Here is a 21760-nt window from a genome sequence, read left to right as displayed (position 1 = left end):
GGCTGAGCTGGTTGGAAGCGAATGCAACAAGCGTGCTCATTTTCACATTCTATTGATGTTTTTTTCACATCCGCGGCGTGCAAGCCTCGAGAGGGCCGTGTTTTCAAGGGTTTCACACAGGCCTGGTATACCGCGACGCAGCGCTTGACCCCGTGCCCGCACCTTGAGGGAACTCAGTGTGTTACCGGTGCTTGTTGAAGTTGAGTAGTTTACGCTGCTCTGCCCGTACTTGATTCTCATTAGCGGCGCCGCATTGGTGCGAAAAGTAGCGACTGTTACCCCTATCGGTGCGTCACCTGGTTCAGTTGCCCGATTTTGGGGCGCTTTGGCAGTTTGTCAGCGGTGGTCATGTGCGGATTCGTCAGTCACGGTATCCTCACCTCCAGTTACGAAGCCTGTAGGCCATTGGTTAAGGAGATTTGCGGTGTTTGTCCTGGATTCGCGTTTGCAACAGGATTCAATCGAGCTGGGTCATCTTCAATTGTGCAGCGTGCTGCTCAGCAAGGATGCCAACTATCCCTGGTTCATCCTTGTGCCGCGTCGCTCGGCGGTGAGTGAGCTGTTCGACCTGGATGAGGCTGACCAGCTTCAGCTATGGGAGGAAACCACCCGCTTGGCTGCAGCGCTGAAGTCCGCCTATGGCGCCGACAAGATCAACGTCGCCACGCTGGGCAATGTGGTCAGCCAGCTGCACATGCATGTGATCGTGCGCATGCGCGATGACGCTGCCTGGCCTGCGCCCGTGTGGGGGCGTGTGCCTGCGAGCGATTATGTCGCCGAGCAGGTGCGGGCTACGCGTGCACGCATCAAGGCGTTGTTGGGCGAGGGTTTCACCGAGGTGTGCACGACCGAGGTTCGCCATGACGCTTGAAGATCAGCTCATCGAGCTGCAAACGCGCCAGGCCTTTCAGGACGACACGCTGCATGCGCTGAATCAGCAGGTGTTCGAGCAGGCGCAGAAGATCGAACGCTTGCAGCAGCAGATGCAGCATTTGCTCAAGCGTTATGACGATCTGGTAGGGCAGATGGGTGTCGAGGGCGACGAAGCGCCGCCGCCGCATTATTGAGTGCAGTGGCGATGCAGGGCGCAGTAGCAGGGCCAGGCATCGCCAGCAGCACTGGAAGGCTCAGCGCCGGTTGATGGCGATCACATCCTCGGCTTGTAGCCCTTTATCGCGGTGCATGACCGAGAACTCCACGCGTTGCCCTTCGACCAGCACACGATGGCCCTCGCCACGAATTGCGCGAAAGTGCACGAAGATGTCGTCGCCAGAATCGCGCGAGATGAAGCCGAAGCCTTTGGAGGTATTGAACCACTTGACCGTGCCGGTATCGCGGCCGTTGTCTTCGCTTGCAGCGGCCTGGCCGCTGCTGTAGGCCTTGCGCGGTTTGCGCACGAAGCCGACGGCCAGGTGCACCGCGACCGCCAGGGTGGCGCAGAGCAGGGCAGGCACGTTGCCCAGTTCGGGTCGGGCCAGCAAGGTGACGGTTTGCAGGATGACGGCCAGTACCAGCAGCGTGCTGGCAAGGCGTTGCAGATGTTGCCGCGCCCCGCGGTAGTACATCGGCAGCACGGGGGCCAGCAGCAGGTTGAGCAGGCCGAGCAGGACCAGGTAGCCGGCTTTGTAGGCTTCGGGTTGTTGCAGGAACGGGAGGGTTTCAGTTCTGAGGCTTGGGATCGAGGCAAGCAGCAGTGCTGCAACGCCCGTCACCAGATGGACGATCTTGAACATGGGTGGGCTCACATTGATAAGGTCAATCACAGGAAGAGCTGGCAGCGCGGTGCGCAGGAATGTAGGCGCGATCACATGGCAGTCCAGCCTATGCACCCGGCATTGACAATCCGCACGGGTGGCACGCTGCCTATTTAACCGTAAAGACGCCGGCTTCTCAAACCATCGGGTGCGGCGATTGGCGCAAGGTGGGAACCCGACAGGCACCGGCAAGTCTTGATACAGTATTGGCTTGATCATCAAGCGTTATGCAAAAGGGGAGATCCATGGCAATTGATATCGGTATTAATGAAGACGATCGCAAGGCCATTGTCGATGGCCTGTCGCGGCTGCTGTCGGATACCTATGTGCTGTATCTGAAAACCCACAATTTCCACTGGAACGTGACCGGTCCTGCGTTCCGCACCCTGCACCTGATGTTCGAGGAGCAGTACAACGAGCTGGCGCTGGCAGTCGATGCCATTGCCGAGCGCATTCGTGCCCTGGGCTTCCCGGCGCCGGGCTCGTACGCCTTCTATGCCCGCCATTCCTCGATCAGCGAAGAAGAAGGCGTGCCGTCGGCCGACGAGATGATTCGTCAACTGGTGCAAGGCCAGGAGGCCGTTACGCGTACAGCGCGCAGCGTCTTCCCCGCGGTCGAGAAAGTCAGCGACGAGCCTACCGCTGACCTGCTGACCCAGCGCATGCAAGTCCATGAAAAAACGGCGTGGATGCTGCGTGCCTTGCTCGAAGGCAAATAAGCCGTCGTTGGCTCGACGCCTTACGCGTGTTTCCAAGTGCCCGGCCTGCGCATGCAGGTCGGGCACTTTCGTGTCGGGCGCAAACGCTTCCCGCTGCATCCTCTGAAAGCTTCGAGGCCTGATGGGCAGACGCCCGCGGCATGAAGCGGGTTCTCGAACCAGGAGGCAGGTGATGGAGGCAAGGGCGGTGACACCCCGGCAGACGGCAGCACAGCGGGGCTGGCCAGGCAAGCAATGCATTGACCCGTTTGCGATGGACTTCGATATGCAGCGCGCGTGTCCGGTGTCACGCTCGGTGCGGCTCAATGGGTTCTCGACGTGCCTGAGGCTTGAGCGGGTCTATTGGCATATTCTCGACCGGATCGCCGGCGCCAATCACTGTTCGGTCAGTGCAGTGTTGTCTTATCTGGATCGTGAGGTGCATTTGCGCCATGGCGGCGTCAGAAACTTCAGCGGGCTGGTCAGGGTGGTTTGCGTCGCCTGGTTGCTGGATCCGCCCGACCTGCAATGAACAGGAAGCTGCACGGCACTCTCTAACCCTATATAATCCGCGTTTTTGGCTGCTCCGGCAGTCAGCATTGTGGTTATGAGAAACGTCGATGCCCCTTTATGACTATCAATGCGCCGCCTGCAATCATCAGCTGGAGGCGCTGCAGAAAATCAGTGCAGCGCCACTGACCGATTGCCCGGCTTGCCAGGCGCCCGAACTGAAGAAGCAGCTGTCCGTGCCGGGGTTCCGCCTGGGCGGCGCCGGTTGGTACGAGACCGATTTCAAGACGGGCGCCAAGAAGAACCTGGCCAGCGGCGACACGTCCGACTGAGTTGAATTGCAGTGACAAGGTCTTGCAGTATGGGCCTCGAGCCAGCCAGACCCCACCGAATACACGATCACGAGAAGCGAAACCACCATCATGATGCGCAGCCACTATTGCGGCCAACTGAACGAGAGCCTGGACGGCCAGGAAGTCACCCTTTGCGGCTGGGTCCATCGTCGCCGCGACCACGGCGGGGTGATCTTCCTCGATATCCGTGACCGCGAAGGCCTGGCCCAGGTCGTCTTCGATCCTGATCGCGCCGACACCTTTGCTGCCGCCGACCGCGTGCGCAGCGAGTATGTCGTGCAGATCACCGGCAAGGTCCGTCTGCGCCCGGCCGGCGCGGGCAATGCCAACATGACCTCCGGCGCCATCGAGGTGCTGGGCTACGAGTTGACGGTGCTGAACGAGGCCGAAACGCCACCGTTCCCGCTCAACGAATTCTCGGACGTCGGCGAAGAAACCCGCCTGCGCTACCGCTTCATCGACCTGCGCCGTCCGGAAATGGCCGACAAGCTGCGTCTGCGTTCGCGCATCACCAGCAGCATCCGCCGCTTCCTCGATGACAACGGTTTCCTGGATGTCGAGACGCCGATTCTCACCCGCGCCACGCCTGAGGGCGCTCGTGACTACCTGGTGCCAAGCCGCACCCACGCCGGCAGCTTCTTCGCCTTGCCGCAATCCCCGCAGCTGTTCAAGCAGTTGCTCATGGTCGCGGGCTTTGACCGCTACTACCAGATTGCCAAGTGCTTCCGCGACGAAGACCTGCGTGCCGACCGCCAGCCGGAATTCACCCAGATCGACATCGAGACCAGCTTCCTCGATGAAGCCGAGATCATGGGCCTGACCGAGAGCATGATCCGCAAACTGTTCAAGGAAGTGCTGGACCTGGAGTTCGGTGACTTCCCGCACATGACCTTCGAAGAAGCCATGCGCCGCTACGGCTCCGACAAACCCGACCTGCGCAACCCGCTGGAACTGGTAGACGTTGCCGATCAGCTCAAGGACGTCGACTTCAAGGTCTTCAGCGGCCCGGCCAACGATCCCAAGTGCCGCGTTACCGCGCTGCGTCTGCCAGGCGGCGCCAGCATGCCGCGCAGCCGTATCGACGAGTACACCAAGTTCGTCGGTATCTATGGTGCCCGCGGCTTGGCGTACATCAAGGTCAACGAGCGTGCCAAGGGCGTCGAAGGCCTGCAGTCGCCGATCGTCAAGAACATCCCGGAAGCCAACCTCAACGTGATCCTGGATCGCGTGGGTGCGGTAGACGGCGACATCGTCTTCTTCGGTGCCGATAAATTCAAAGTGGTCAGCGAAGCACTGGGTGCCTTGCGCATTCGTCTGGGCCACGACTTCGAGCTGCTGACCTGCGAGTGGGCACCGATGTGGGTCGTCGACTTCCCGATGTTCGAGGAAAACGAAGACGGCAGCTTCAGCGCGCTGCACCACCCCTTCACCGCGCCCAAGTGCTCGCCTGAAGAGCTGGAGGCCAATCCGGCTACCGCACTGTCGCGTGCCTATGACATGGTGCTCAACGGCACCGAGCTGGGTGGCGGTTCGATCCGTATTCACCGCAAGGAAATGCAGCAGGCCGTGTTCCGCCTGCTGGGCATCGAGGCGGCCGAGCAGGAAGAGAAGTTCGGCTTCCTGCTCGATGCGCTCAAGTTCGGTGCGCCGCCCCATGGCGGTCTGGCCTTCGGTCTCGATCGTCTGGTGATGCTGATGACCGGCGCCCAGTCGATTCGTGAAGTGATCGCCTTCCCGAAAACCCAGAGCGCGGCGTGTGTCATGACCCAGGCGCCAGGGCTGGTGGATGCCAAGGCGTTGCGCGAACTGCACATCCGTCTGCGCGAACAGACCAAGGTCGAGTAAGCGCGGCTGCCGGGGGTGTCGACCTGAATGGTTGCACCCTAGGCTCTGTACGAGAAGTCTTGAGACGAAGGTCAGGCAAGGCGAAAACCGGCGAGGAAGCGGAGTGTACTGGAGTACATGAGCATTCCGAGCTGGTTTTCAACGCAGCATGAACGAGTATCAAGGCTTTTCGTACAGAGCCTAGTAGACACTGCAGGTTTCCCGTTCCGCCCCGTTCAGGGGCGGGGCTGTTTCTGTTTCAAGGATTTGGAGTCGTTATGGCTGGTCATTCCAAGTGGGCGAACATCAAGCACCGCAAAGAGCGCCAGGATGCCAAGAGAGGCAAGGTCTTCACCAAGTGGATTCGTGAGCTGACCGTCGCTGCCAAGCAAGGTGGCGCCGACCCGGCTTCCAACCCGCGCCTGCGTCTGGCCCTGGACAAGGCGCTGGGTGCCAACATGAGCCGGGACATCATCGATCGCGCCGTGGCACGCGGTGCTGGTACCAATGAAAGCGACAACGTCGAAGAGCTGAGCTACGAGGGCTATGGCCCGGGCGGCGTGGCGATTCTGGTCGAGGCCATGACCGACAACCGCAACCGCACGGCGGCAGCGGTTCGTCATGCGTTTTCCAAGTGCGGCGGCAACCTGGGCACCGATGGGTCCGTGGCGTATCTGTTCGAGCGCAAGGGCCAGATCAGCTTCGCCTCGGGCGTGGATGAAGACGCGCTGATGGAAGCCGCGATGGAAGCCGATGCCGATGATGTGGTTGCCAACGACGACGGCTCGTTCGACGTGTTTGCCTCGTTCAACAGCTTCTATGCCGTGCGTACGGCCCTGGATGAAGCGGGTTTCAAGGCAGCCGACGCAGAGATCGTCATGCTCCCTACCACCAGTGCCGAGCTGGATCAGGACGGTGCCGAGAAGGTGCTGAAGCTGATCGACATGCTGGAAGATCTCGACGACGTTCAAAACGTCTATTCCAACGCGCAGATCTCCGATGAGGTCATGGAACAGTTGGGTTGATGTTCGCAGGTTGGCTGGCAGCGCGCTGCACTCCCTGCGCTGCCCGCCCGCCGCATTTGGCTACATTCAGGATGTACCGGCGCGCTCAGGCGCCTTTTTTGGTTTACAGGCGTTATGACACTGATTCTTGGGATAGACCCCGGCTCGCGCATCACCGGCTACGGCGTGGTGCTGCAGACGGCCCGCGGTTGCGACTATGTGGCATCGGGTTGCATTCGCACAGGGGAGGGCGAGCTGCCTCAGCGCCTGCAGATTGTCTTCCGTGGGGTGGCTGAGGTCATTCGCCTGCATGGACCGGTCACGATGGGCATCGAACGGGTGTTCATGGCCCGCAACCCTGACTCTGCGCTCAAGCTAGGTCAGGCCCGAGGCGCGGCCATCGTGGCCGCCGCCGAGGCCGGTCTGGAGGTGGCGGAGTACAGCCCCACCCAGATCAAGCAAGCGGTGGCCGGTACCGGCGGTGCCAGCAAGGAGCAGGTCCAGCTGATGGTCATGCACTTGCTCAAACTGACCCAGAAACCGCAGATCGACGCCTCCGACGCCCTGGCCATTGCCTTGTGCCATGCCCACACCCGGTCCAGCCTCGTGCCTCACGGTCTGGGCGCTGCACGCCGCCGTGGTGGCCGCCTGCGGCTGTAGAGGCTTCATGCGCTGATACATGTTTTCGGACCTGGGGAGCACTTGCCCCAGGCATTTGCTGATAGGGTGAGGCGGTCGCAAGGCCCCCTCCACGATTAAAGGAACGACACGTGATTGGACGTTTGCGCGGCACCTTGGCGGAAAAACAGCCGCCGCATCTGATTATCGACGTCAACGGCGTTGGCTACGAGCTGGAGGTGCCCATGACCACGCTCTATCGGCTGCCCAAGCTCGGCGAAACCGTCACGCTGCACACCCATCAGGTGGTGCGCGAAGATGCCCACCTGCTGTATGGCTTTTTTGAAAAGCGTGAGCGCGAGCTGTTTCGTGAGCTGATCCGCTTGAACGGCGTGGGCCCCAAGCTGGCGCTGGCCTTGATGTCCGGGCTCGAGGTCGATGAGCTGGTGCGCTGCGTGCAGGCCCAGGATGCCTCCGTGCTGGTGCGCGTGCCGGGTGTCGGCAAGAAAACCGCCGAACGCCTGCTGGTCGAGCTCAAGGATCGCTTCAAGGCCTGGGAAACGTCCCCGGCCATGTTCACCCTGGTCTCCGACGGCCCGCTGCCCCTGGCTGCAGACTCCAGTGCCGAAGCCGATGCCGTGAGCGCGTTGGTGTCACTGGGCTACAAGCCGCAAGAGGCGAGCAAGGCCATCGGCGCCATCAAGGACAAGTCCGGGCTGAGCAGTGAAGAGCTGATCCGCCGCAGCCTCAAAGGGATGATCGTCAAGTGATCGAAGCCGACCGACTGATCGCTGCCAGTGGTCGCGACCGCGAAGAGGTCCAGGACCGGGCCATTCGGCCGCTCAGCCTGGACGACTACATCGGTCAGCCGGTGGTGCGCGACCAGATGGGGCTGTTCATCCAGGCGGCGCGTGGTCGCAACGAGTCGCTCGACCACACGCTGATCTTCGGCCCTCCGGGCCTGGGCAAGACCACGCTGGCCAACATCATCGCCAACGAAATGGGCGTGTCGGTCAAGAGCACTTCAGGGCCGATCCTCGAGCGCCCGGGTGACCTGGCAGCGATGCTGACCAACCTTGAACCCCATGACGTGTTGTTCATCGACGAAATCCACCGGCTGCCGCCTGTCGTGGAGGAAGTGCTGTACCCGGCCATGGAAGACTTCCAGCTCGACATCATGATCGGCGAAGGTCCGGCGGCACGCTCCATCAAGCTCGATCTGCCGCCGTTCACTCTGGTGGGCGCAACGACTCGTGCCGGCATGCTGACCAACCCCCTGCGCGACCGTTTCGGGATCGTTCAGCGTCTGGAGTTCTACAGCAACAAGGACCTGAGCACGATCGTCACCCGTTCGGCGGGCATTCTTGGCCTGCCCATCGAGCCGGAAGGCGCGTTCGAAATCGCCCGGCGGGCCCGCGGTACACCGCGTATCGCCAACCGTCTGCTGCGCCGCGTGCGCGACTTCGCCCAGGTCCGAGGCAAAGGGCATATCACCAAGTCCATCGCGGACATGGCGCTGAACCTGCTCGATGTCGACGAGCGGGGTTTCGATCACTCCGACCGCCGGCTGTTGCTGACCATGATCGAGAAGTTCGACGGCGGTCCGGTCGGGGTCGACAACCTGGCGGCGGCGATCAGCGAGGAGCGTCACACCATCGAAGACGTGCTCGAACCCTACCTGATTCAACAAGGCTACATCATGCGTACACCGAGGGGGCGGGTCGTCACGCGGCACGCCTACCTGCACTTCGGATTGAACATTCCGGGGCGGTTCACCGAAGGGGGAGAATTTTCCGACCCGGTCGACGAATAGTCGATCAAAACCGCTTTTGCGTGGTCCTACCGCTGGCAGTCGACGACTGGACCAAGCGTTGGATGACCCTTGAAAAAACAGTTGTCCTGGCGGATTGGCAAGCCGAGGAGTAAGCACTAGAGTATGCGCGCGCAAAATGAGCTGGAACCGTTCGCACATCGCTGTCGCGTCTACTACGAAGATACGGACGCCGGTGGGGTGGTCTACTACGTCAACTACCTCAAGTTCATGGAGCGTGCGCGCACGGAGCGGCTGCGTCATCTTGGTTTTTCTCAAGTACAACTGGCACAACAAGATCTTCTGTTCGTCGTCCATTCAAGCGAGGCCCGTTACCTGGCGCCGGCGCGGCTGGACGATGAACTGCGGGTAACCGCGCACGTGCGTGAGCTCAATCGGGCCAGCCTGCGTTTTGTTCAGCAGGTCTGGCGCGAGCGGGATCAGACGTTGCTTTGTGAAGGGCAGTTTCTGATCGCAGCAGTGCGTGCCGACACATTCAAACCCCGGGCCATCCCTTCGGAGCTGCGTAACGCCTTCCTGGCGGACAGCCTGGGTAATCAATCGAACGCAGGAGAATAAGCGTGGAAGCAAACGTCGTCGACCATACCTCCATGTGGAGCCTGGTCGCCAATGCCAGTATCGTGGTTCAGCTGGTCATGCTGATTCTCGTGGCAGCCTCGGTGACCTCGTGGATCATGATCTTCCAGCGCAGCACCATGCTGCGCGCCGGTCGTCGTGCGCTGGACGCTTTCGAGGAGCGGTTCTGGTCAGGCATCGATCTGTCCAAGCTGTATCGTCAGGCGGGCAGCAACCCGGATCCTGACTCGGGTGTCGAGCAGGTGTTTCGCGCCGGCTTCAAGGAATTCTCGCGTCTGCGTCAGCAGCCGGGTGTCGATCCCGATGCGGTGATGGAAGGTGTCGGTCGCGCCATGCGCGTTGCCATTTCCCGTGAGGAAGAAAAGCTTGAACAGAGCCTGCCTTTCCTCGCCACCGTCGGCTCCACCAGCCCCTACATCGGCTTGTTCGGGACCGTGTGGGGCATCATGAACTCCTTCCGTGGCCTGGCCAGCGCCCAGCAAGCGACCCTCGCCACCGTGGCACCGGGCATCGCCGAGGCCTTGATCGCGACGGCCATTGGCCTGTTCGCGGCAATTCCAGCGGTCATCGCGTACAACCGATTCGCCGCGCGCAGTGAAACCCTGATCGGCCGTTATTACACGTTCGCCGATGAGTTCCAGGCCATCCTGCACCGCAAAGTGCACACCAGCGAAGAGTGATCAGGTAGAAACCCATGGCCCGAGTTCGCCAGAAACGCAAGCCGGTCGCCGAGATGAACGTGGTGCCTTACATCGACGTGATGTTGGTGCTGCTGGTCATCTTCATGGTGACCGCCCCCATGCTCAATCAGGGCGTGAAGGTCGACCTGCCCAAAGTGTCCAGTGAGGCGTTGCCTCAGGACAACAACGTGCAGATCCTCACCATTTCGATCAAAGCCGACAAGACCTACTTCTGGAACCTTGGCAGTGAGGTCGACACCGACAAACAGATGGACAAGGCCATGACGCTCCCGGACATGACCAACGCCGTGACCAAGATCATCGCTGCCGGACGTGACCAGGGCAAACAGACCCAGGTGTTCATCCGTGGCGACAAGAGCGTGGATTATGGCGCGGTGATGGGCGCCATGGGTGGGTTGCAGAAAGCCGGTGTCGGTAACGTTGGCCTGATCACCGAGGCGCCCTGATGCAGCAGCGAGAGCCCTCCGCCTCGGAAAGCTACTTCTGGCCCAGTGTCTGGGCAGTCGGCCTGCATGTGCTGGTGTTCGGCATGCTGTTCGTCAGTTTTGCCATGACGCCGGAACTGCCGCCTTCCAAGCCCATCGTTCAGGCTACGCTGTATCAGCTCAAGTCCAAGAGCCAGGCGACCACCCAGACCAACCAGAAGATTGCTGGAGAGGCCAAGAAAACGGCTTCGCGCCAGACCGAAGTCGAACAGCTCGAGCAGAAGAAGGTCGAGCAGGAGGCCGTGAAGGTCGCGGAACAAAAGAAAGCCGACGCTGCTCAAAAAGCCGAGGCGGCTCGCGAGGCTGCCGAGGCCAAGAAAGCGGACGAAGCGGCCAAGGCTGCCGAGGCGAAAAAAACCGCCGAAGCCAAAAAGGCAGATGAAGCCAAAAAGGCGGATGAAGCCAAAAAGGCGGATGAAGCCAAGAAAGCCGAAGAGTCGAAAAAGGCTGCGGAAAAACAGCAGGCCGACATCGCCAAGAAAAAAGCTGAAGAAGAAGCGAAGAAGAAAGCCGAGGAAGAGGCCAAGAAAGCGGCCGCTGAAGAGGCGAAGAAGAAGTCGGCGGAAGATGCGAAAAAGCAGGCCGCTGAAGACGCCAAGAAAAAAGCAGCCGAGGACGCCAAGAAGAAAGCGGCAGCCGAGGATGCGAAGAAGAAGGCAGCTGAAGAGGCCAAGAAGAAGGCCGCTGCAGATGCGCAGAAGAAGAAAGCCCAGGATGCAGCACGCAAGGCGGCAGAAGACAAGAAAGCTCAGGCCCTGGCCGAGCTGCTGTCTGACACTACCGAGCGTCAGCAAGCGCTGGCGGATGAGCAGGGTGACCAGGTGGCCGGCGACTTCGACGACCTGATCCGAGTGCGCGCCGCAGAAGGTTGGGCACGACCACCATCCGCTCGCAAGGGCATGACCGTCGTGCTGCAGATCAACATGCTGCCGGACGGTACAGTGACCGGCGTGAAGGTGCTCAAGTCCAGTGGTGATGGGCCGTTCGACAGTTCGGCAGTGGCGGCAGTCAAGAACATTGGTCGTTTGACCGAAATGCAAGGCTTGAAGCCGAACGAGTTCAACCCGTATCGGTCATTCAAGATGACATTTACTCCTGAGGATCTTGCGTTGTGATTAAACGTCTGAAAGGACTGCTTGTCTTGCTCTGCTGCGTGGCAGGCATGGCGGTGGCAGATGAAAAGAACATCCTGGTCACCAGCGGTAGCGACCGGGCCACGCCCATCGCCGTTGTGCCATTCGGTCTGCAGGGCGGCAGTGTGTTGCCTGAAGACATGGCCGAGATCATCGGTAACGACCTGCGTAACTCGGGCTACTACTCGCCGATTCCGCGTCAGAACATGATCAGCCAGCCGAGCCAGGCCAGCGAAGTCATTTTCCGTGACTGGAAAGCGTTGGGTGCGCAGTACGTGATGGTCGGCAGTATCGTGCCATCGGGCGGTCGTCTGCAGGTGCAGTACGCACTGTTCAACGTGGCGACCGAACAGCAGGTGCTGACCGGCAGCGTCTCGGGAACCACCGATCAGTTGCGCGATATGTCGCACTACATCGCTGACCAGTCTTTCGAAAAACTGACCGGCATCAAGGGTGCGTTCTCCACGCGCATGCTGTACGTGACGGCGGAGCGCTTCTCGGCGACCAACACGCGTTACACCCTGCAGCGCTCCGACTATGACGGCGCCCGCGCGGTAACCCTGCTGCAGTCGCGTGAGCCGATTCTGTCGCCGCGCTTCGCGCCGGACGGCAAGCGCATTGCCTACGTTTCGTTCGAGCAGAGACGCCCACGGATCTTCGTGCAGCATGTCGATACCGGTCGCCGTGAACAGATCACCAACTTCGAAGGCCTCAACGGTGCACCTGCCTGGTCGCCCGACGGCTCGCGCCTGGCGTTCGTGCTGTCCAAGGACGGCAACCCGGACATCTATGTCATGAACATGGGTTCGCGCCAGATCAGCCGCGTTACCGCTGGCCCGGGCATCAACACCGAACCTTTCTGGGGCAAGGATGGCAACACCATCTACTTCACCTCCGACCGTGGCGGCAAGCCGCAGATCTATAAAACGTCGGTCAGTGGTGGCGGTGCCGAACGTGTAACGTTCGTCGGTAACTACAATGCCAACCCGAAGTTGTCGGCGGATGAAAAGACCCTGGTCATGATTCATCGCCAGCAAGGTTTCACCAACTTCAAAGTGGCGGCACAAGACTTGCAGCGCGGAAGTGTAAAGATTCTCTCAGAGACCAGTCTTGATGAGTCGCCTACTGTTGCGCCTAACGGCACCATGCTAATCTACGCCACCCGCCAGCAGGGCCGGGGAGTCTTGATGCTCGTGTCCCTAAACGGACGCACGAGGCTCCCGCTTCCTACCGCTCAAGGCGAAGTCAGAGAACCGTCCTGGTCCCCTTACCTGAACTGATTGCGGCGTAATATTTTTGCTTAACACACTGGGGTTTCATTAGGAGTTTCATGATGCAAATGCTGAAGTTTGGTAAATTCGCTGCGCTGGCACTGGCCATGGCCGTAGCAGTAGGTTGCTCCTCCAAGGGCGGTGATAACGCTGGCGAAGGCAACGGCGCTGCCGTTGATCCTAACGCTGGTTACGGCGCCAACACGGGTGCTGTCGACGGCAGCCTGAGCGAAGAAGCTGCTCTGCGCGCAATCACCACCTTCTACTTCGAATACGACAGCTCGGACCTGAAGCCAGAAGCCATGCGCGCTCTGGACGTTCACGCCAAGGACCTGAAGTCCAACGGCAGCCGTGTTGTCCTGGAAGGCAACACTGACGAACGCGGTACTCGCGAGTACAACATGGCACTGGGCGAGCGTCGCGCCAAGGCCGTTCAGCGTTACCTGGTGCTGCAGGGCGTTTCCCCTGCTCAGCTGGAACTGGTTTCCTACGGCGAAGAGCGTCCAGTTGCTACCGGCAACGACGAACAGAGCTGGGCCCAGAACCGTCGCGTAGAACTGCGTAAGTAAGTTCCTATGCGTAAATGCCGCCTTGCAGTAACCGTCCTCGCACTCAGTCTGCCGTTCACGGCAATGGCTGCGGCTCCTATCGTCGATGACAACGCGAGCAGTTATCCGCCCGCGGGTTACGGCACGAGCGGCACTTATGCCGGTGCAGGGGCTTCAACCCCTGCTTCGGCACAAGGGCAGCTGTTCATGCAGTTGCAACAGATGCAAGACCAGATCTCTCGCCAGCAGGGCATCATCGAAGAGCTGCAGAACGATGTTGCGCGCATGAAGAAAGAGTCTCTGGAGCGTTACCAGGATCTCGATGGACGCATCAGCAGCAATGCTGCGCCTGCGGCCACGCCTGACAATTCTTCTACCGGCAGCGCACCTGCTGCGGGTACGGCAAGTGGCGACAGTGGTGCCAGTGCCAAACCAACCAGCTCCAGCGAGCCGGGTGATCCTGCGAAAGAGAAGCTGTATTACGACGCTGCTTTCGACCTGATCAAACAAAAAGACTTCGACAAGGCCAGCCAGGCTTTTGGCGCGTTCCTGCGCAAATACCCCAGCAGCCAATACGCTGGCAACGCACAGTACTGGTTGGGTGAGGTAAACCTGGCAAAGGGTGACTTGCAGGGCGCAAGCCAGGCGTTCGCCAAGGTTGGCCAGGCTTATCCCAAGCACAGCAAGGTGCCTGATTCCCTGTACAAACTGGCGGATGTCGAGCGTCGTCTCGGTCACACCGACAAGGTCAAAGGCATCTTGCAGCAAGTGGTCAGCCAGTACCCTGGTACGTCCGCTGCGCAGCTTGCCCAGCGCGACCTGCAACGCTTGTAATCGGCACCGTTCGAAAGAAACCCGCGCTTGCCGCGGGTTTTTTCGTTAGACTCTGCGCCCTTTTTTCAATCAGTACGCTGTCCCGGATAACGCGATGTCGAGTCCGTGTCAGTGCCTCACGGAGGCGGGCAGCCTGTGTAGCTGCTTTGCCCTAGGCGGATCATGCAAGACACATTACGCATCACTGAAGTCTTTTACTCGTTACAGGGTGAAACGCGAACGGCTGGGTTACCGACTGTTTTCGTGCGCCTGACAGGCTGCCCGCTGCGCTGCCAGTACTGCGACAGCGCCTACGCCTTCACCGGCGGCACGGTTCGCACGCTGGATTCGATCCTGGAGCAGGTGGCCGGTTTCAACCCGCGCTATGTCTGCGTCACCGGTGGAGAACCGTTGGCCCAGCCCAATGCCCTGCCACTGTTGCAGCGCCTCTGCGATGCCGGCTACGAGGTCAATCTGGAAACCAGCGGTGCGCTGGATATCTCGGCGACCGATACGCGCGTGAGCCGGGTGGTCGACCTGAAGACGCCGGCCTCGCTGGAGTGCCATCGCAACCGCTACGAAAACATGGAGCACCTCACCCGCAATGATCAGGTCAAGTTCGTGATCTGCTCGCGGGAGGACTATGACTGGGCAGTGTCCAAGCTGATCGAATACAACCTCGACCAGCGCGCGGGCGAGGTCTTGTTCTCACCCAGCCACAACCAGGTGAGCAGCCGCGATCTGGCCGACTGGATCGTCGCCGACAACCTGCCCGTCCGCTTCCAGCTGCAGTTGCACAAGCTGCTGTGGAACGACGAGCCCGGACGCTGATTGAGATGCTGATTGAGGAGTACACACTATGACCGATAAACGCGCAGTGATCCTGCTGTCTGGCGGGCTGGATTCCGCGACCGTGGTGGCCATGGCCAAGGCCGAGGGCTACCAGTGCTATACCATGAGCTTCGACTACGGCCAGCGGCACCGTGCCGAGTTGGATGCCGCGTCGCGGGTAGCACGCGATCTGGGTGTGGTGGAACACAAGGTGATTGGCCTGAACCTGAATGGCATCGGCGGCTCAGCGCTTACTGACGTCAGCATCGACGTGCCAGAAGCGCCGACCGAAGGCATTCCAGTGACCTACGTGCCCGCGCGCAATACGGTGTTCCTGTCCCTGGCGCTGGGGTGGGCTGAGGTGCTTGAGGCGCGGGATATCTTCATTGGTGTGAACGCGGTGGATTACTCGGGATACCCCGATTGTCGGCCCGAATTCGTGGAAGCCTTCGAGCGCATGGCCAATTTGGCCACCAAAGCTGGCGTGGAAGGCAATGGCTTCGCCATCCGCGCGCCTTTGCAGAACATGAACAAGGCCGAGATCATCCAGGCCGGTGTCGCCCAGGGCGTGAATTACGCACTGACTGTGTCGTGCTATCAGGCAAATGACGCCGGTCAGGCCTGCCGCAAGTGCGACAGTTGCCGCTTGCGCGCCGAGGGATTCCGCGCTGCCGGTGTGCAAGATCCTACGCCTTATTTTCAATAATCTAGCTGTAGGGTATTGATTTCCTTCTGGAAATCGATATTATACGCGCCATCAAACGGGTCGTTAGCTCAGTTGGTAGAGCAGTTGGCTTTTAACCAATTGGTCGTAGGTTCGAATCCTACACGACCCACCATTTTCAAAACGGATGTGTGTTCAGAAGGGCAGAGTTGAGCGGTAACTGCTCGATCGACATGCAGCCGTCTGCGGCAATCAGTGGTTTTTGTTGTCGCATGCTGTCAATGTGCAACGGTTTCTAGCTGCACATGCCGGGGTATAGCGCAGTCCGGTAGCGCGCCTGCTTTGGGAGCAGGATGTCGGGAGTTCGAATCCCCCTACCCCGACCACATTCAACGAAAAAAGGCGCCTCTATGGCGCCTTTTTTCGTTCTTGTCCGGCGTGGAGGAAACGCCATCCTGTGAGGGGAAGCCCAGGCGCTGACGCCCGCCGCGCAGATGGCTCAACAGGCGCAATCCCCGCGTGCAGCGCACCGCGCATCCCACTCAGCGCGTGCCACTGCCCTGGACACCTTGACGCCTTGTCAGCAAAGCCTTAATCGTGTGGCTCGACTCACTGGTTCGGATGGTTTTTCCATGCTGCCCACTCTCTCGCCGGCTTCCACCCTGCAGCGTGCCCGGCTGCGCCTGCTCAATGGCCGGGTCGGCCTGGCGCTGGTCGCGGCCCTGTCATTCCTGGCAGGCATGACCGATGCCGTCGGCTTCATTTCCACTGGCGATTTCGTCTCGTTCATGAGCGGCAATACCACGCGCATGGCGGTTGCCATCAGCGAGGGGCAGGGTGCCAGCCTGGTGCGCCTGGCGCTGGCCATCGTCTGTTTCGTGGTGGGCAATGCGCTGGGCGTCGTCCTGGCCCGCGGCCTGCGTCGGCGTGGTGCGCCGCTGCTGCTGCTGGTGGCGATCATCTTGGCCTGTGCTGCGTTACCCGGGCTGTGGGCATCGGCGGCCCTGGCCTTGGCCATCATCGCCATGGGGCTGCTCAACGCGGTGGTCGAGCAGGTCAACGGGCTGCCGATCGGCCTGACCTACGTGACCGGAGCGTTATCACGGTTTGGTCGGGGCCTGGGTCGCTGGCTGATGGGCGAACGCCGCACGGGCTGGCGTGTGCAACTGGTGCCATGGGGCGGCATGCTGCTGGGTGCGGTCTTCGGTGCCTGGGTGCAAACACGCCTGGGTATCGCTGCGTTTGGGGTGTGCGCGGGGGTCACGCTAGTGCTCGCAGGCGCAGTGTTGTTCATTCCGCGCAGTTGGCAGCGGGGCTACATGGCGCGCTGAGCGCGATCGCACGCGGCCGCATTGCGGCGCCCGATGCGCGGAACGCTTGCCAGCCGATGTTTCGCCATGCAGATTTGTCGCTTTCCCACCCCATGGAGTTTTTCATGAGCGAGCCTTACCAGGACGTAGCCCGATGAGTCAGTCTTCCCAGTTCAGCTTGCTAGGCACGCGGCGCTTTCTGCCGTTCTTCGTGACCCAGTCCCTCGGCGCCCTGAATGACAACCTGTTCAAGCAGTCGTTGATTCTGGCGATCCTCTACAAGATCAGCCTGGAAGGTGATCGCTCGATCTGGGTCAACCTGTGCGCCTTGTTGTTCATTCTGCCGTTCTTCCTGTTTTCCGCGCTGGCCGGGCAGTTTGGCGAGAAGTTCGCCAAGGATGCGCTGATCCGGGCGATCAAGCTGGCCGAGATCGTGATCATGGCCATTGGTGCGGTGGGCTTTGTCACCAGCCATCTGGAGCTGATGCTGCTGACCCTGTTCGCCATGGGCACCCACTCGGCGCTGTTCGGGCCGGTGAAATATTCGATACTGCCGCAGACACTGCGCGATGACGAACTGGTCGGCGGTAATGGTCTGGTGGAAATGGGCACGTTTCTGGCGATCCTGGCCGGCACCATCGGTGCCGGCATCATGATGTCGTCCAGCGACTACGCCAGCGTGGTGGCCGGCGCCATCGTCGGCACGGCGGTGTTGGGTTACCTGGCCAGTCGCTGGATTCCGCGCGCGGCGGCCGCGGCGCCGCAGATGGTGCTGGACTGGAACATCTTCAAGCAGAGCTGGTTGACCCTGCGCCTGGGCCTGGGGCAGACGCCAGCAGTGTCGCGCTCGATCGTCGGCAACTCGTGGTTCTGGTTCGTGGGCGCCATCTACCTCACGCAGATTCCGGCCTACGCCAAGGACTGGCTGCACGGCGACGAGACCGTGGTCACGCTCGTGCTGACGCTGTTCTCGGTGGGCATCGCCGTGGGCTCGCTGCTGTGTGAACGCCTCAGCGGGCGCAAGGTGGAGATCGGCCTGGTACCGTTTGGCTCGTTCGGCCTGACGCTGTTCGGCTTGCTCTGGTGGTGGCACTCGGGTGATGTGCCGCCACGTGATGTGCCCTATGACTGGCTGGCGCTGCTGGGCTTGAGCAAGGCCTGGTGGATCATGCTGTCGATCGTGGGGTTGGGCGTGTTCGGTGGCTTCTACATCGTGCCGCTGTACGCCCTTATTCAGGCGCGCACGCCGGAAGATCAGCGTGCACGAGTGATTGCAGCCAACAACATCCTCAACGCATTGTTCATGGTGGTGTCTGCACTGTTGACCATCGTGCTCCTGAGCCTGGCCGAACTGAGCATTCCCCAGCTGTTCCTGGTGGTGTCGCTGCTCAACATTGCGGTGAACGCATACATCTTCCGCATCGTGCCCGAATTCACCATGCGCTTTCTCATCTGGCTGCTCAGTCACTCGATGTACCGGGTCGAGCACCGTGCGCTGGCGCACATCCCAGAGGAGGGGGCGGCCTTGCTGGTGTGCAACCACATTTCCTATGTGGATGCGCTGCTGCTGAGCGGCGCGATTCGTCGGCCGATCCGCTTCGTCATGTACTACAAGATCTTCCGCATTCCGCTGCTCAACTTCATCTTCCGCACGGCCGGTGCCATTCCGATCGCCGGGCGCGGCGAGGATGCGGTGATCTACGAGCAAGCGTTCGCGCGCATTGCCCAGTCCCTGCGAGACGGCGAGCTGGTGTGCATCTTCCCTGAGGGCAAGCTGACCGCAGACGGCGAAATCGATGTGTTCAAGAGTGGCGTCAAGCGCATCCTCCGGGAAACGCCCGTACCGGTGATTCCGCTGGCGCTGCAGGGGTTGTGGGGAAGTTTCTTCAGCCGCGATCCGGGCAAGGGTCTGTTCAAGCGGTTCTGGTCGCGAGTGACGGTGGTGGCCGGGGAGGCTGTCGCCGTAGACGCCGCGCAACCGGACATGTTGCGTCAGCGAGTCGCCGCATTGCGCGGCGACCGTCGCTAGAGGAAATCGCTGAGGGTCAGCTCGCGCTGACCTTCAACCCGATCAGGCCCGCCACGATCAACACCACGCTGGCGATCCGGATAGGTGCCATGGATTCGCCGAACAGCAGGATGCCGGCGATTACGGTGCCGACCGCGCCAACGCCGGTCCACACCGCATAGGCGGTGCCCAGCGGCAGCTCTTTCACGGCCATGCCCAGCAGACCGATGCTGACGATCATGGCGCCGATGGTCAGTGCAGTGGGCAGGGGGCGGGTGAACCCGTCGGTGTACTTCAGGCCGACGGCCCAGCCGATCTCGAACAGACCGGCGCAGAACAGGATGATCCAGGACATGGGTGTCTCCATCTACGTGAGGCTCAGGCTGAAAGATCTTGAGACACAGGGCAGGTGGGTTTCAATGCAGCCTGCCTTGGGTATCACGCCTTCCAGCACTGGGCCAGAGGATGGGGCCGTCCCCGAATGATCACGCCAGGCGTCGTGAGGTCGTCCTCAACTGTGGGCATATCCTGCCCACCCTCGAACACCTGAGCAACCCTCTATTGCCGGTCTGAAGCCTCAGGGCCGGTTACGGCGGGGTCTTCGAGCTTGCGGAACCACGTGGAGAGCAACGCCCCGGAAATGTTGTGCCACACGCTGAACAGCGCGCTCGGCACCGCAGCCAGTGGCGAGAAATGCGCCGCCGCCAGTGCCGCGCCCAGCCCGGAATTCTGCATGCCGACTTCCAGCGCCAGCGACTTGCGCTGAGCCAGCGGCAGCTTGCACAACTTGCCGGTGAGGTAGCCAAGCAGGAAGCCAAAGCTGTTGTGCAGGATCACCACCGCCATGATCAGCAGACCGGACTCGGCAATTTTCGCCTGGCTGGCCGCGACCACGGCACACACGATCAGCACGATGCTCACCACCGACACCAGCGGCAGTACCTGCACCGCCGCATGCACCTTGCTGCCCAGCAAGCGCTGGGCCAGCACGCCGAGCACGATCGGCAACATGACCAACTGCAGGATCGACCAGAACATGTCCATGAACGAGACCGGCAGCCAGGCCGAGGCCAGCAGCCAGATCAGTGCTGGCGTCAGCAGCGGCGCCAGCAAGGTGGTTACCGCCGCGATGGCCACGGCCAGGGCAAGGTCACCCTTGGACAGCCAGACCATCACGTTCGACGCCGTGCCACTTGGGCAGCAGCCGACCAGAATCACGCCCACGGCAATTTCCGGCGGCAGGTGAAACAGCTGACACAGCAACCAGGCCATGCCCGGCATGATCACGAAGTGGGCGACCACCCCCAGCAGCACGCGCCAGGGCTGTCGGGCCAGCGCGGCGAAGTCATCGAGCTTGAGGGTCAGGCCCATGCCGAACATCACCAGGCCCAGCAGCGGCACGATCGCGCCTTTGAGGCCGAGGAACCAGTGCGGCTGAAGAAAGGCCAGGCAGGCGAACACCAGCACCCACAAGGCAAAGGTGTTACCGACGAAGCGGCTCAAGGCGGCGAGTGCACGCATGGGGACGGTCCTTGTTGTTATCGCGTTATAAAGAAGCGTGGCGTAGAGCACAGGGCAGGGCGGTCTGGACTTGCCACGCCCTGCACGGTGTCAGGGCGGTCAGACGCCCTGCGGGATGTCTTCGCCGCCCAGGGCTTCGAACAGGGCCGGAAGGAACTCGGTAAAGGTCATCATCATCAGCTGGAAGCTGGCATCGAACTGTTGCGCGGCCTCTTCGCCGCCGTCCTGTTCGGCCTGCTCCTGCAGCAGCTCTTCGAACTTCAGGCGCTTGATGACGGTTTTATCGTCGAGCACGAACGACAGCTTTTCCTGCCAGCCCAACGCCAGCTGGGTGACCACCTTGCCAGTGCTCAGGTGCAGCTGGATTTCTTCGCTGGCCAGGTCCTGGCGCTTGCAGCGCACGGTGCCGCCATCTTCATGAGTGTCGCGCAGCTCGCACTCGTCCTGAATGATGAAGTCCGCAGCCGGCTGCTGGGTCTTGACCCAGTCGGTGAGTGTCGCACTGGGGGCGATCTTCACGGTCACCGGGCGCACCGGCAGCGAGCCCATCACTTCGCGCAGGGTCGAGAGCAGGTCTTCGGCGCGCTTGGCGCTGGCCGAGTTGACCAGTACCAGGCCCAGGCGCGGGGCGATGGCGGCGAAGATCATGGCGCGACGAATGAAAGCACGCGGCAGGAAGGCCTGGACGATCTCGTCCTTTATCTGGTCGCGTTCCTTCTTGTAGACCTTGCGCATCTGCTCGGTCTCGATCTCTTCGACTTTCTCCTTGACCGCATCGTTGACCACGCTGCTGGGCAGAATGCGTTCTTCCTTGCGCGCGGCGATCAGCAGGAATTCACCACTGACATGCACGAGCGGGGCATCTTCTCCTTTGCCGAACGGGGCGACGAAGCCATAGGTGGTCAGCTCCTGGCTGGCGCAGGGGCGGGCCGGCTTGCTGGCCAGCGCGGCCTCCAGCGCTTCAGGCTCGAAAGCAACATCCTGGGTCAGGCGATAGGTCAGCAGGTTCTTGAACCACATGAGGGGGTAACTCTCCTTAATGCATGAGGCGGGCATTATTCTCTTATGGACCGGCACAGACCAGCCCTGTCAGAGCGCTATCAGCCACGCTTGAACGACGCGAAACAACAGACACGCTAGGTCATTGAAAGGCCTGAAAAATTTTTTGAAAAAAGTGCTTGCCAGGGTAGGGCCTCGTCCGTAGAATGCGCGCCACACCGAGACGAAAGGGTGATTAGCTCAGCTGGGAGAGCATCTGCCTTACAAGCAGAGGGTCGGCGGTTCGATCCCGTCATCACCCACCACTT

General features: G+C 61.1%; 24 protein-coding genes, 3 tRNA genes and 2 pseudogenes. 24 read left to right on the top strand and 5 right to left on the bottom strand.

Going from position 1 to position 21760, the window contains the following annotated elements:
• The first annotated feature begins 424 nt into the window (after positions 1–424).
• Complete coding sequence (locus RT028_RS12765; protein WP_312935324.1) at positions 425–871, top strand: HIT family protein; 447 nt, start codon at positions 425–427, stop codon at positions 869–871.
• Positions 861–1067 (top strand): SlyX family protein, encoded by a 207-nt coding sequence (locus tag RT028_RS12760; protein ID WP_312935322.1) that lies wholly within the window; start codon positions 861–863, stop codon positions 1065–1067. Before RT028_RS12765 ends, RT028_RS12760 begins: the two co-directional genes overlap by 11 nt.
• Before the next feature lie 60 nt (positions 1068–1127).
• Here RT028_RS12760 and RT028_RS20355 read toward each other — a convergent pair.
• Both RT028_RS20355 and RT028_RS20350 read right to left on the bottom strand, forming a co-directional pair.
• Positions 1128–1337 (bottom strand): annotated as a pseudogene (locus RT028_RS20355) (cold shock domain-containing protein); the annotation flags it as partial.
• 81 nt (positions 1338–1418) lie between these two features.
• A pseudogene (locus RT028_RS20350) lies at positions 1419–1733 on the bottom strand (cold shock domain-containing protein membrane protein); the annotation flags it as partial.
• Positions 1734–1999: 266 nt separating this feature from the next.
• Between RT028_RS20350 and RT028_RS12750 the strand changes: the two are divergent.
• The 21 genes from RT028_RS12750 to RT028_RS12650 all read left to right on the top strand — a co-directional run bounded on the left by RT028_RS12750 (position 2000) and on the right by RT028_RS12650 (position 18953).
• On the top strand, positions 2000–2473 hold the full coding sequence (locus RT028_RS12750) for a Dps family protein (protein WP_312935320.1): 474 nt from the start codon (positions 2000–2002) through the stop codon (positions 2471–2473).
• 172 nt (positions 2474–2645) lie between these two features.
• A complete protein-coding gene (locus tag RT028_RS12745; protein ID WP_312935319.1) occupies positions 2646–2984 on the top strand; it encodes a ribbon-helix-helix domain-containing protein in 339 nt (112 codons plus the stop codon).
• An 88-nt stretch (positions 2985–3072) separates the two neighbouring features.
• A complete protein-coding gene (locus RT028_RS12740) occupies positions 3073–3294 on the top strand; it encodes a zinc ribbon domain-containing protein (protein ID WP_312935317.1) in 222 nt (73 codons plus the stop codon).
• 90 nt (positions 3295–3384) lie between these two features.
• Complete coding sequence (gene aspS / locus RT028_RS12735) at positions 3385–5160, top strand: aspartate--tRNA ligase (protein WP_312935315.1); 1776 nt, start codon at positions 3385–3387, stop codon at positions 5158–5160.
• 257 nt (positions 5161–5417) lie between these two features.
• On the top strand, positions 5418–6164 hold the full coding sequence (locus tag RT028_RS12730; protein ID WP_312935313.1) for a YebC/PmpR family DNA-binding transcriptional regulator: 747 nt from the start codon (positions 5418–5420) through the stop codon (positions 6162–6164).
• A gap of 114 nt (positions 6165–6278) precedes the next feature.
• Positions 6279–6803 carry a crossover junction endodeoxyribonuclease RuvC gene (gene ruvC / locus RT028_RS12725; RefSeq protein ID WP_312935312.1) on the top strand — a complete coding sequence of 175 codons (525 nt, stop codon included), beginning with the start codon at positions 6279–6281 and terminating at the stop codon, positions 6801–6803.
• A 110-nt stretch (positions 6804–6913) separates the two neighbouring features.
• Positions 6914–7531, top strand: coding sequence for a Holliday junction branch migration protein RuvA (ruvA, locus tag RT028_RS12720; protein WP_312935307.1), 618 nt, complete (start codon positions 6914–6916; stop codon positions 7529–7531).
• On the top strand, positions 7528–8574 hold the full coding sequence (gene ruvB, locus RT028_RS12715; RefSeq protein WP_312935306.1) for a Holliday junction branch migration DNA helicase RuvB: 1047 nt from the start codon (positions 7528–7530) through the stop codon (positions 8572–8574). The genes ruvA and ruvB overlap by 4 nt, the downstream gene beginning before the upstream one ends.
• 123 nt (positions 8575–8697) lie before the next feature.
• Positions 8698–9150, top strand: a complete 453-nt coding sequence (ybgC, locus tag RT028_RS12710; protein WP_312935304.1) for a tol-pal system-associated acyl-CoA thioesterase — start codon at positions 8698–8700, stop codon at positions 9148–9150.
• Between the two features lie 2 nt (positions 9151–9152).
• Positions 9153–9848, top strand: coding sequence for a protein TolQ (gene tolQ, locus RT028_RS12705; RefSeq protein WP_312935303.1), 696 nt, complete (start codon positions 9153–9155; stop codon positions 9846–9848).
• Between the two features lie 14 nt (positions 9849–9862).
• Positions 9863–10315 carry a protein TolR gene (gene tolR / locus RT028_RS12700; RefSeq protein ID WP_312935302.1) on the top strand — a complete coding sequence of 151 codons (453 nt, stop codon included), beginning with the start codon at positions 9863–9865 and terminating at the stop codon, positions 10313–10315.
• The gene (tolA, locus tag RT028_RS12695; protein ID WP_312935301.1) at positions 10315–11469 is read left to right on the top strand and encodes a cell envelope integrity protein TolA; all 1155 of its coding nucleotides are present in this window, start codon (positions 10315–10317) and stop codon (positions 11467–11469) included. The genes tolR and tolA overlap by 1 nt, the downstream gene beginning before the upstream one ends.
• A gap of 47 nt (positions 11470–11516) precedes the next feature.
• A complete protein-coding gene (gene tolB, locus RT028_RS12690; protein WP_312935330.1) occupies positions 11517–12767 on the top strand; it encodes a Tol-Pal system beta propeller repeat protein TolB in 1251 nt (416 codons plus the stop codon).
• 53 nt (positions 12768–12820) lie between these two features.
• Positions 12821–13327: a peptidoglycan-associated lipoprotein Pal gene (pal, locus tag RT028_RS12685; protein ID WP_312935299.1), complete on the top strand. Its 507-nt coding sequence runs from the start codon at positions 12821–12823 to the stop codon at positions 13325–13327.
• A gap of 6 nt (positions 13328–13333) precedes the next feature.
• Positions 13334–14140: a tol-pal system protein YbgF gene (gene ybgF / locus RT028_RS12680; RefSeq protein WP_312935298.1), complete on the top strand. Its 807-nt coding sequence runs from the start codon at positions 13334–13336 to the stop codon at positions 14138–14140.
• Positions 14141–14302: 162 nt separating this feature from the next.
• Positions 14303–14950 (top strand): 7-carboxy-7-deazaguanine synthase QueE, encoded by a 648-nt coding sequence (gene queE / locus RT028_RS12675; RefSeq protein ID WP_312935296.1) that lies wholly within the window; start codon positions 14303–14305, stop codon positions 14948–14950.
• A gap of 28 nt (positions 14951–14978) precedes the next feature.
• Complete coding sequence (gene queC / locus RT028_RS12670; protein ID WP_312935295.1) at positions 14979–15656, top strand: 7-cyano-7-deazaguanine synthase QueC; 678 nt, start codon at positions 14979–14981, stop codon at positions 15654–15656.
• A 57-nt stretch (positions 15657–15713) separates the two neighbouring features.
• Positions 15714–15789 (top strand) — tRNA-Lys (locus RT028_RS12665).
• 134 nt (positions 15790–15923) lie between these two features.
• Positions 15924–16000: transfer RNA gene (locus RT028_RS12660), tRNA-Pro, on the top strand.
• Positions 16001–16246: 246 nt separating this feature from the next.
• On the top strand, positions 16247–16945 hold the full coding sequence (locus tag RT028_RS12655; RefSeq protein ID WP_312935293.1) for a YoaK family protein: 699 nt from the start codon (positions 16247–16249) through the stop codon (positions 16943–16945).
• Positions 16946–17078: 133 nt separating this feature from the next.
• Entirely contained in the window at positions 17079–18953 is a 1875-nt protein-coding gene (locus RT028_RS12650; protein ID WP_312935291.1) for an MFS transporter, read from the top strand.
• Positions 18954–18969: 16 nt separating this feature from the next.
• Here the strand turns inward: RT028_RS12650 and sugE are convergent, their stop codons facing one another.
• The 3 genes from sugE to rdgC all read right to left on the bottom strand — a co-directional run bounded on the left by sugE (position 18970) and on the right by rdgC (position 21473).
• On the bottom strand, positions 18970–19287 hold the full coding sequence (gene sugE, locus RT028_RS12645) for a quaternary ammonium compound efflux SMR transporter SugE (RefSeq protein ID WP_312935290.1): 318 nt from the start codon (positions 19285–19287) through the stop codon (positions 18970–18972).
• 203 nt (positions 19288–19490) lie between these two features.
• Positions 19491–20453 (bottom strand): bile acid:sodium symporter family protein, encoded by a 963-nt coding sequence (locus RT028_RS12640; protein ID WP_312935289.1) that lies wholly within the window; start codon positions 20451–20453, stop codon positions 19491–19493.
• 99 nt (positions 20454–20552) lie between these two features.
• A complete protein-coding gene (rdgC, locus tag RT028_RS12635; protein WP_312935288.1) occupies positions 20553–21473 on the bottom strand; it encodes a recombination-associated protein RdgC in 921 nt (306 codons plus the stop codon).
• A 208-nt stretch (positions 21474–21681) separates the two neighbouring features.
• Here rdgC and RT028_RS12630 point away from each other — a divergent pair.
• Positions 21682–21757: transfer RNA gene (locus RT028_RS12630), tRNA-Val, on the top strand.
• Positions 21758–21760: the final 3 nt, after the last annotated feature.

Origin of the sequence: Pseudomonas sp. (genome assembly GCF_032058845.1) — a bacterium.
In the GTDB taxonomy this organism is placed as follows: Bacteria; Pseudomonadota; Gammaproteobacteria; order Pseudomonadales; family Pseudomonadaceae; genus Aquipseudomonas.
Note: the sequence above shows the minus strand (reverse complement) of the source record. Positions and strands in the feature narration are given on the sequence as shown.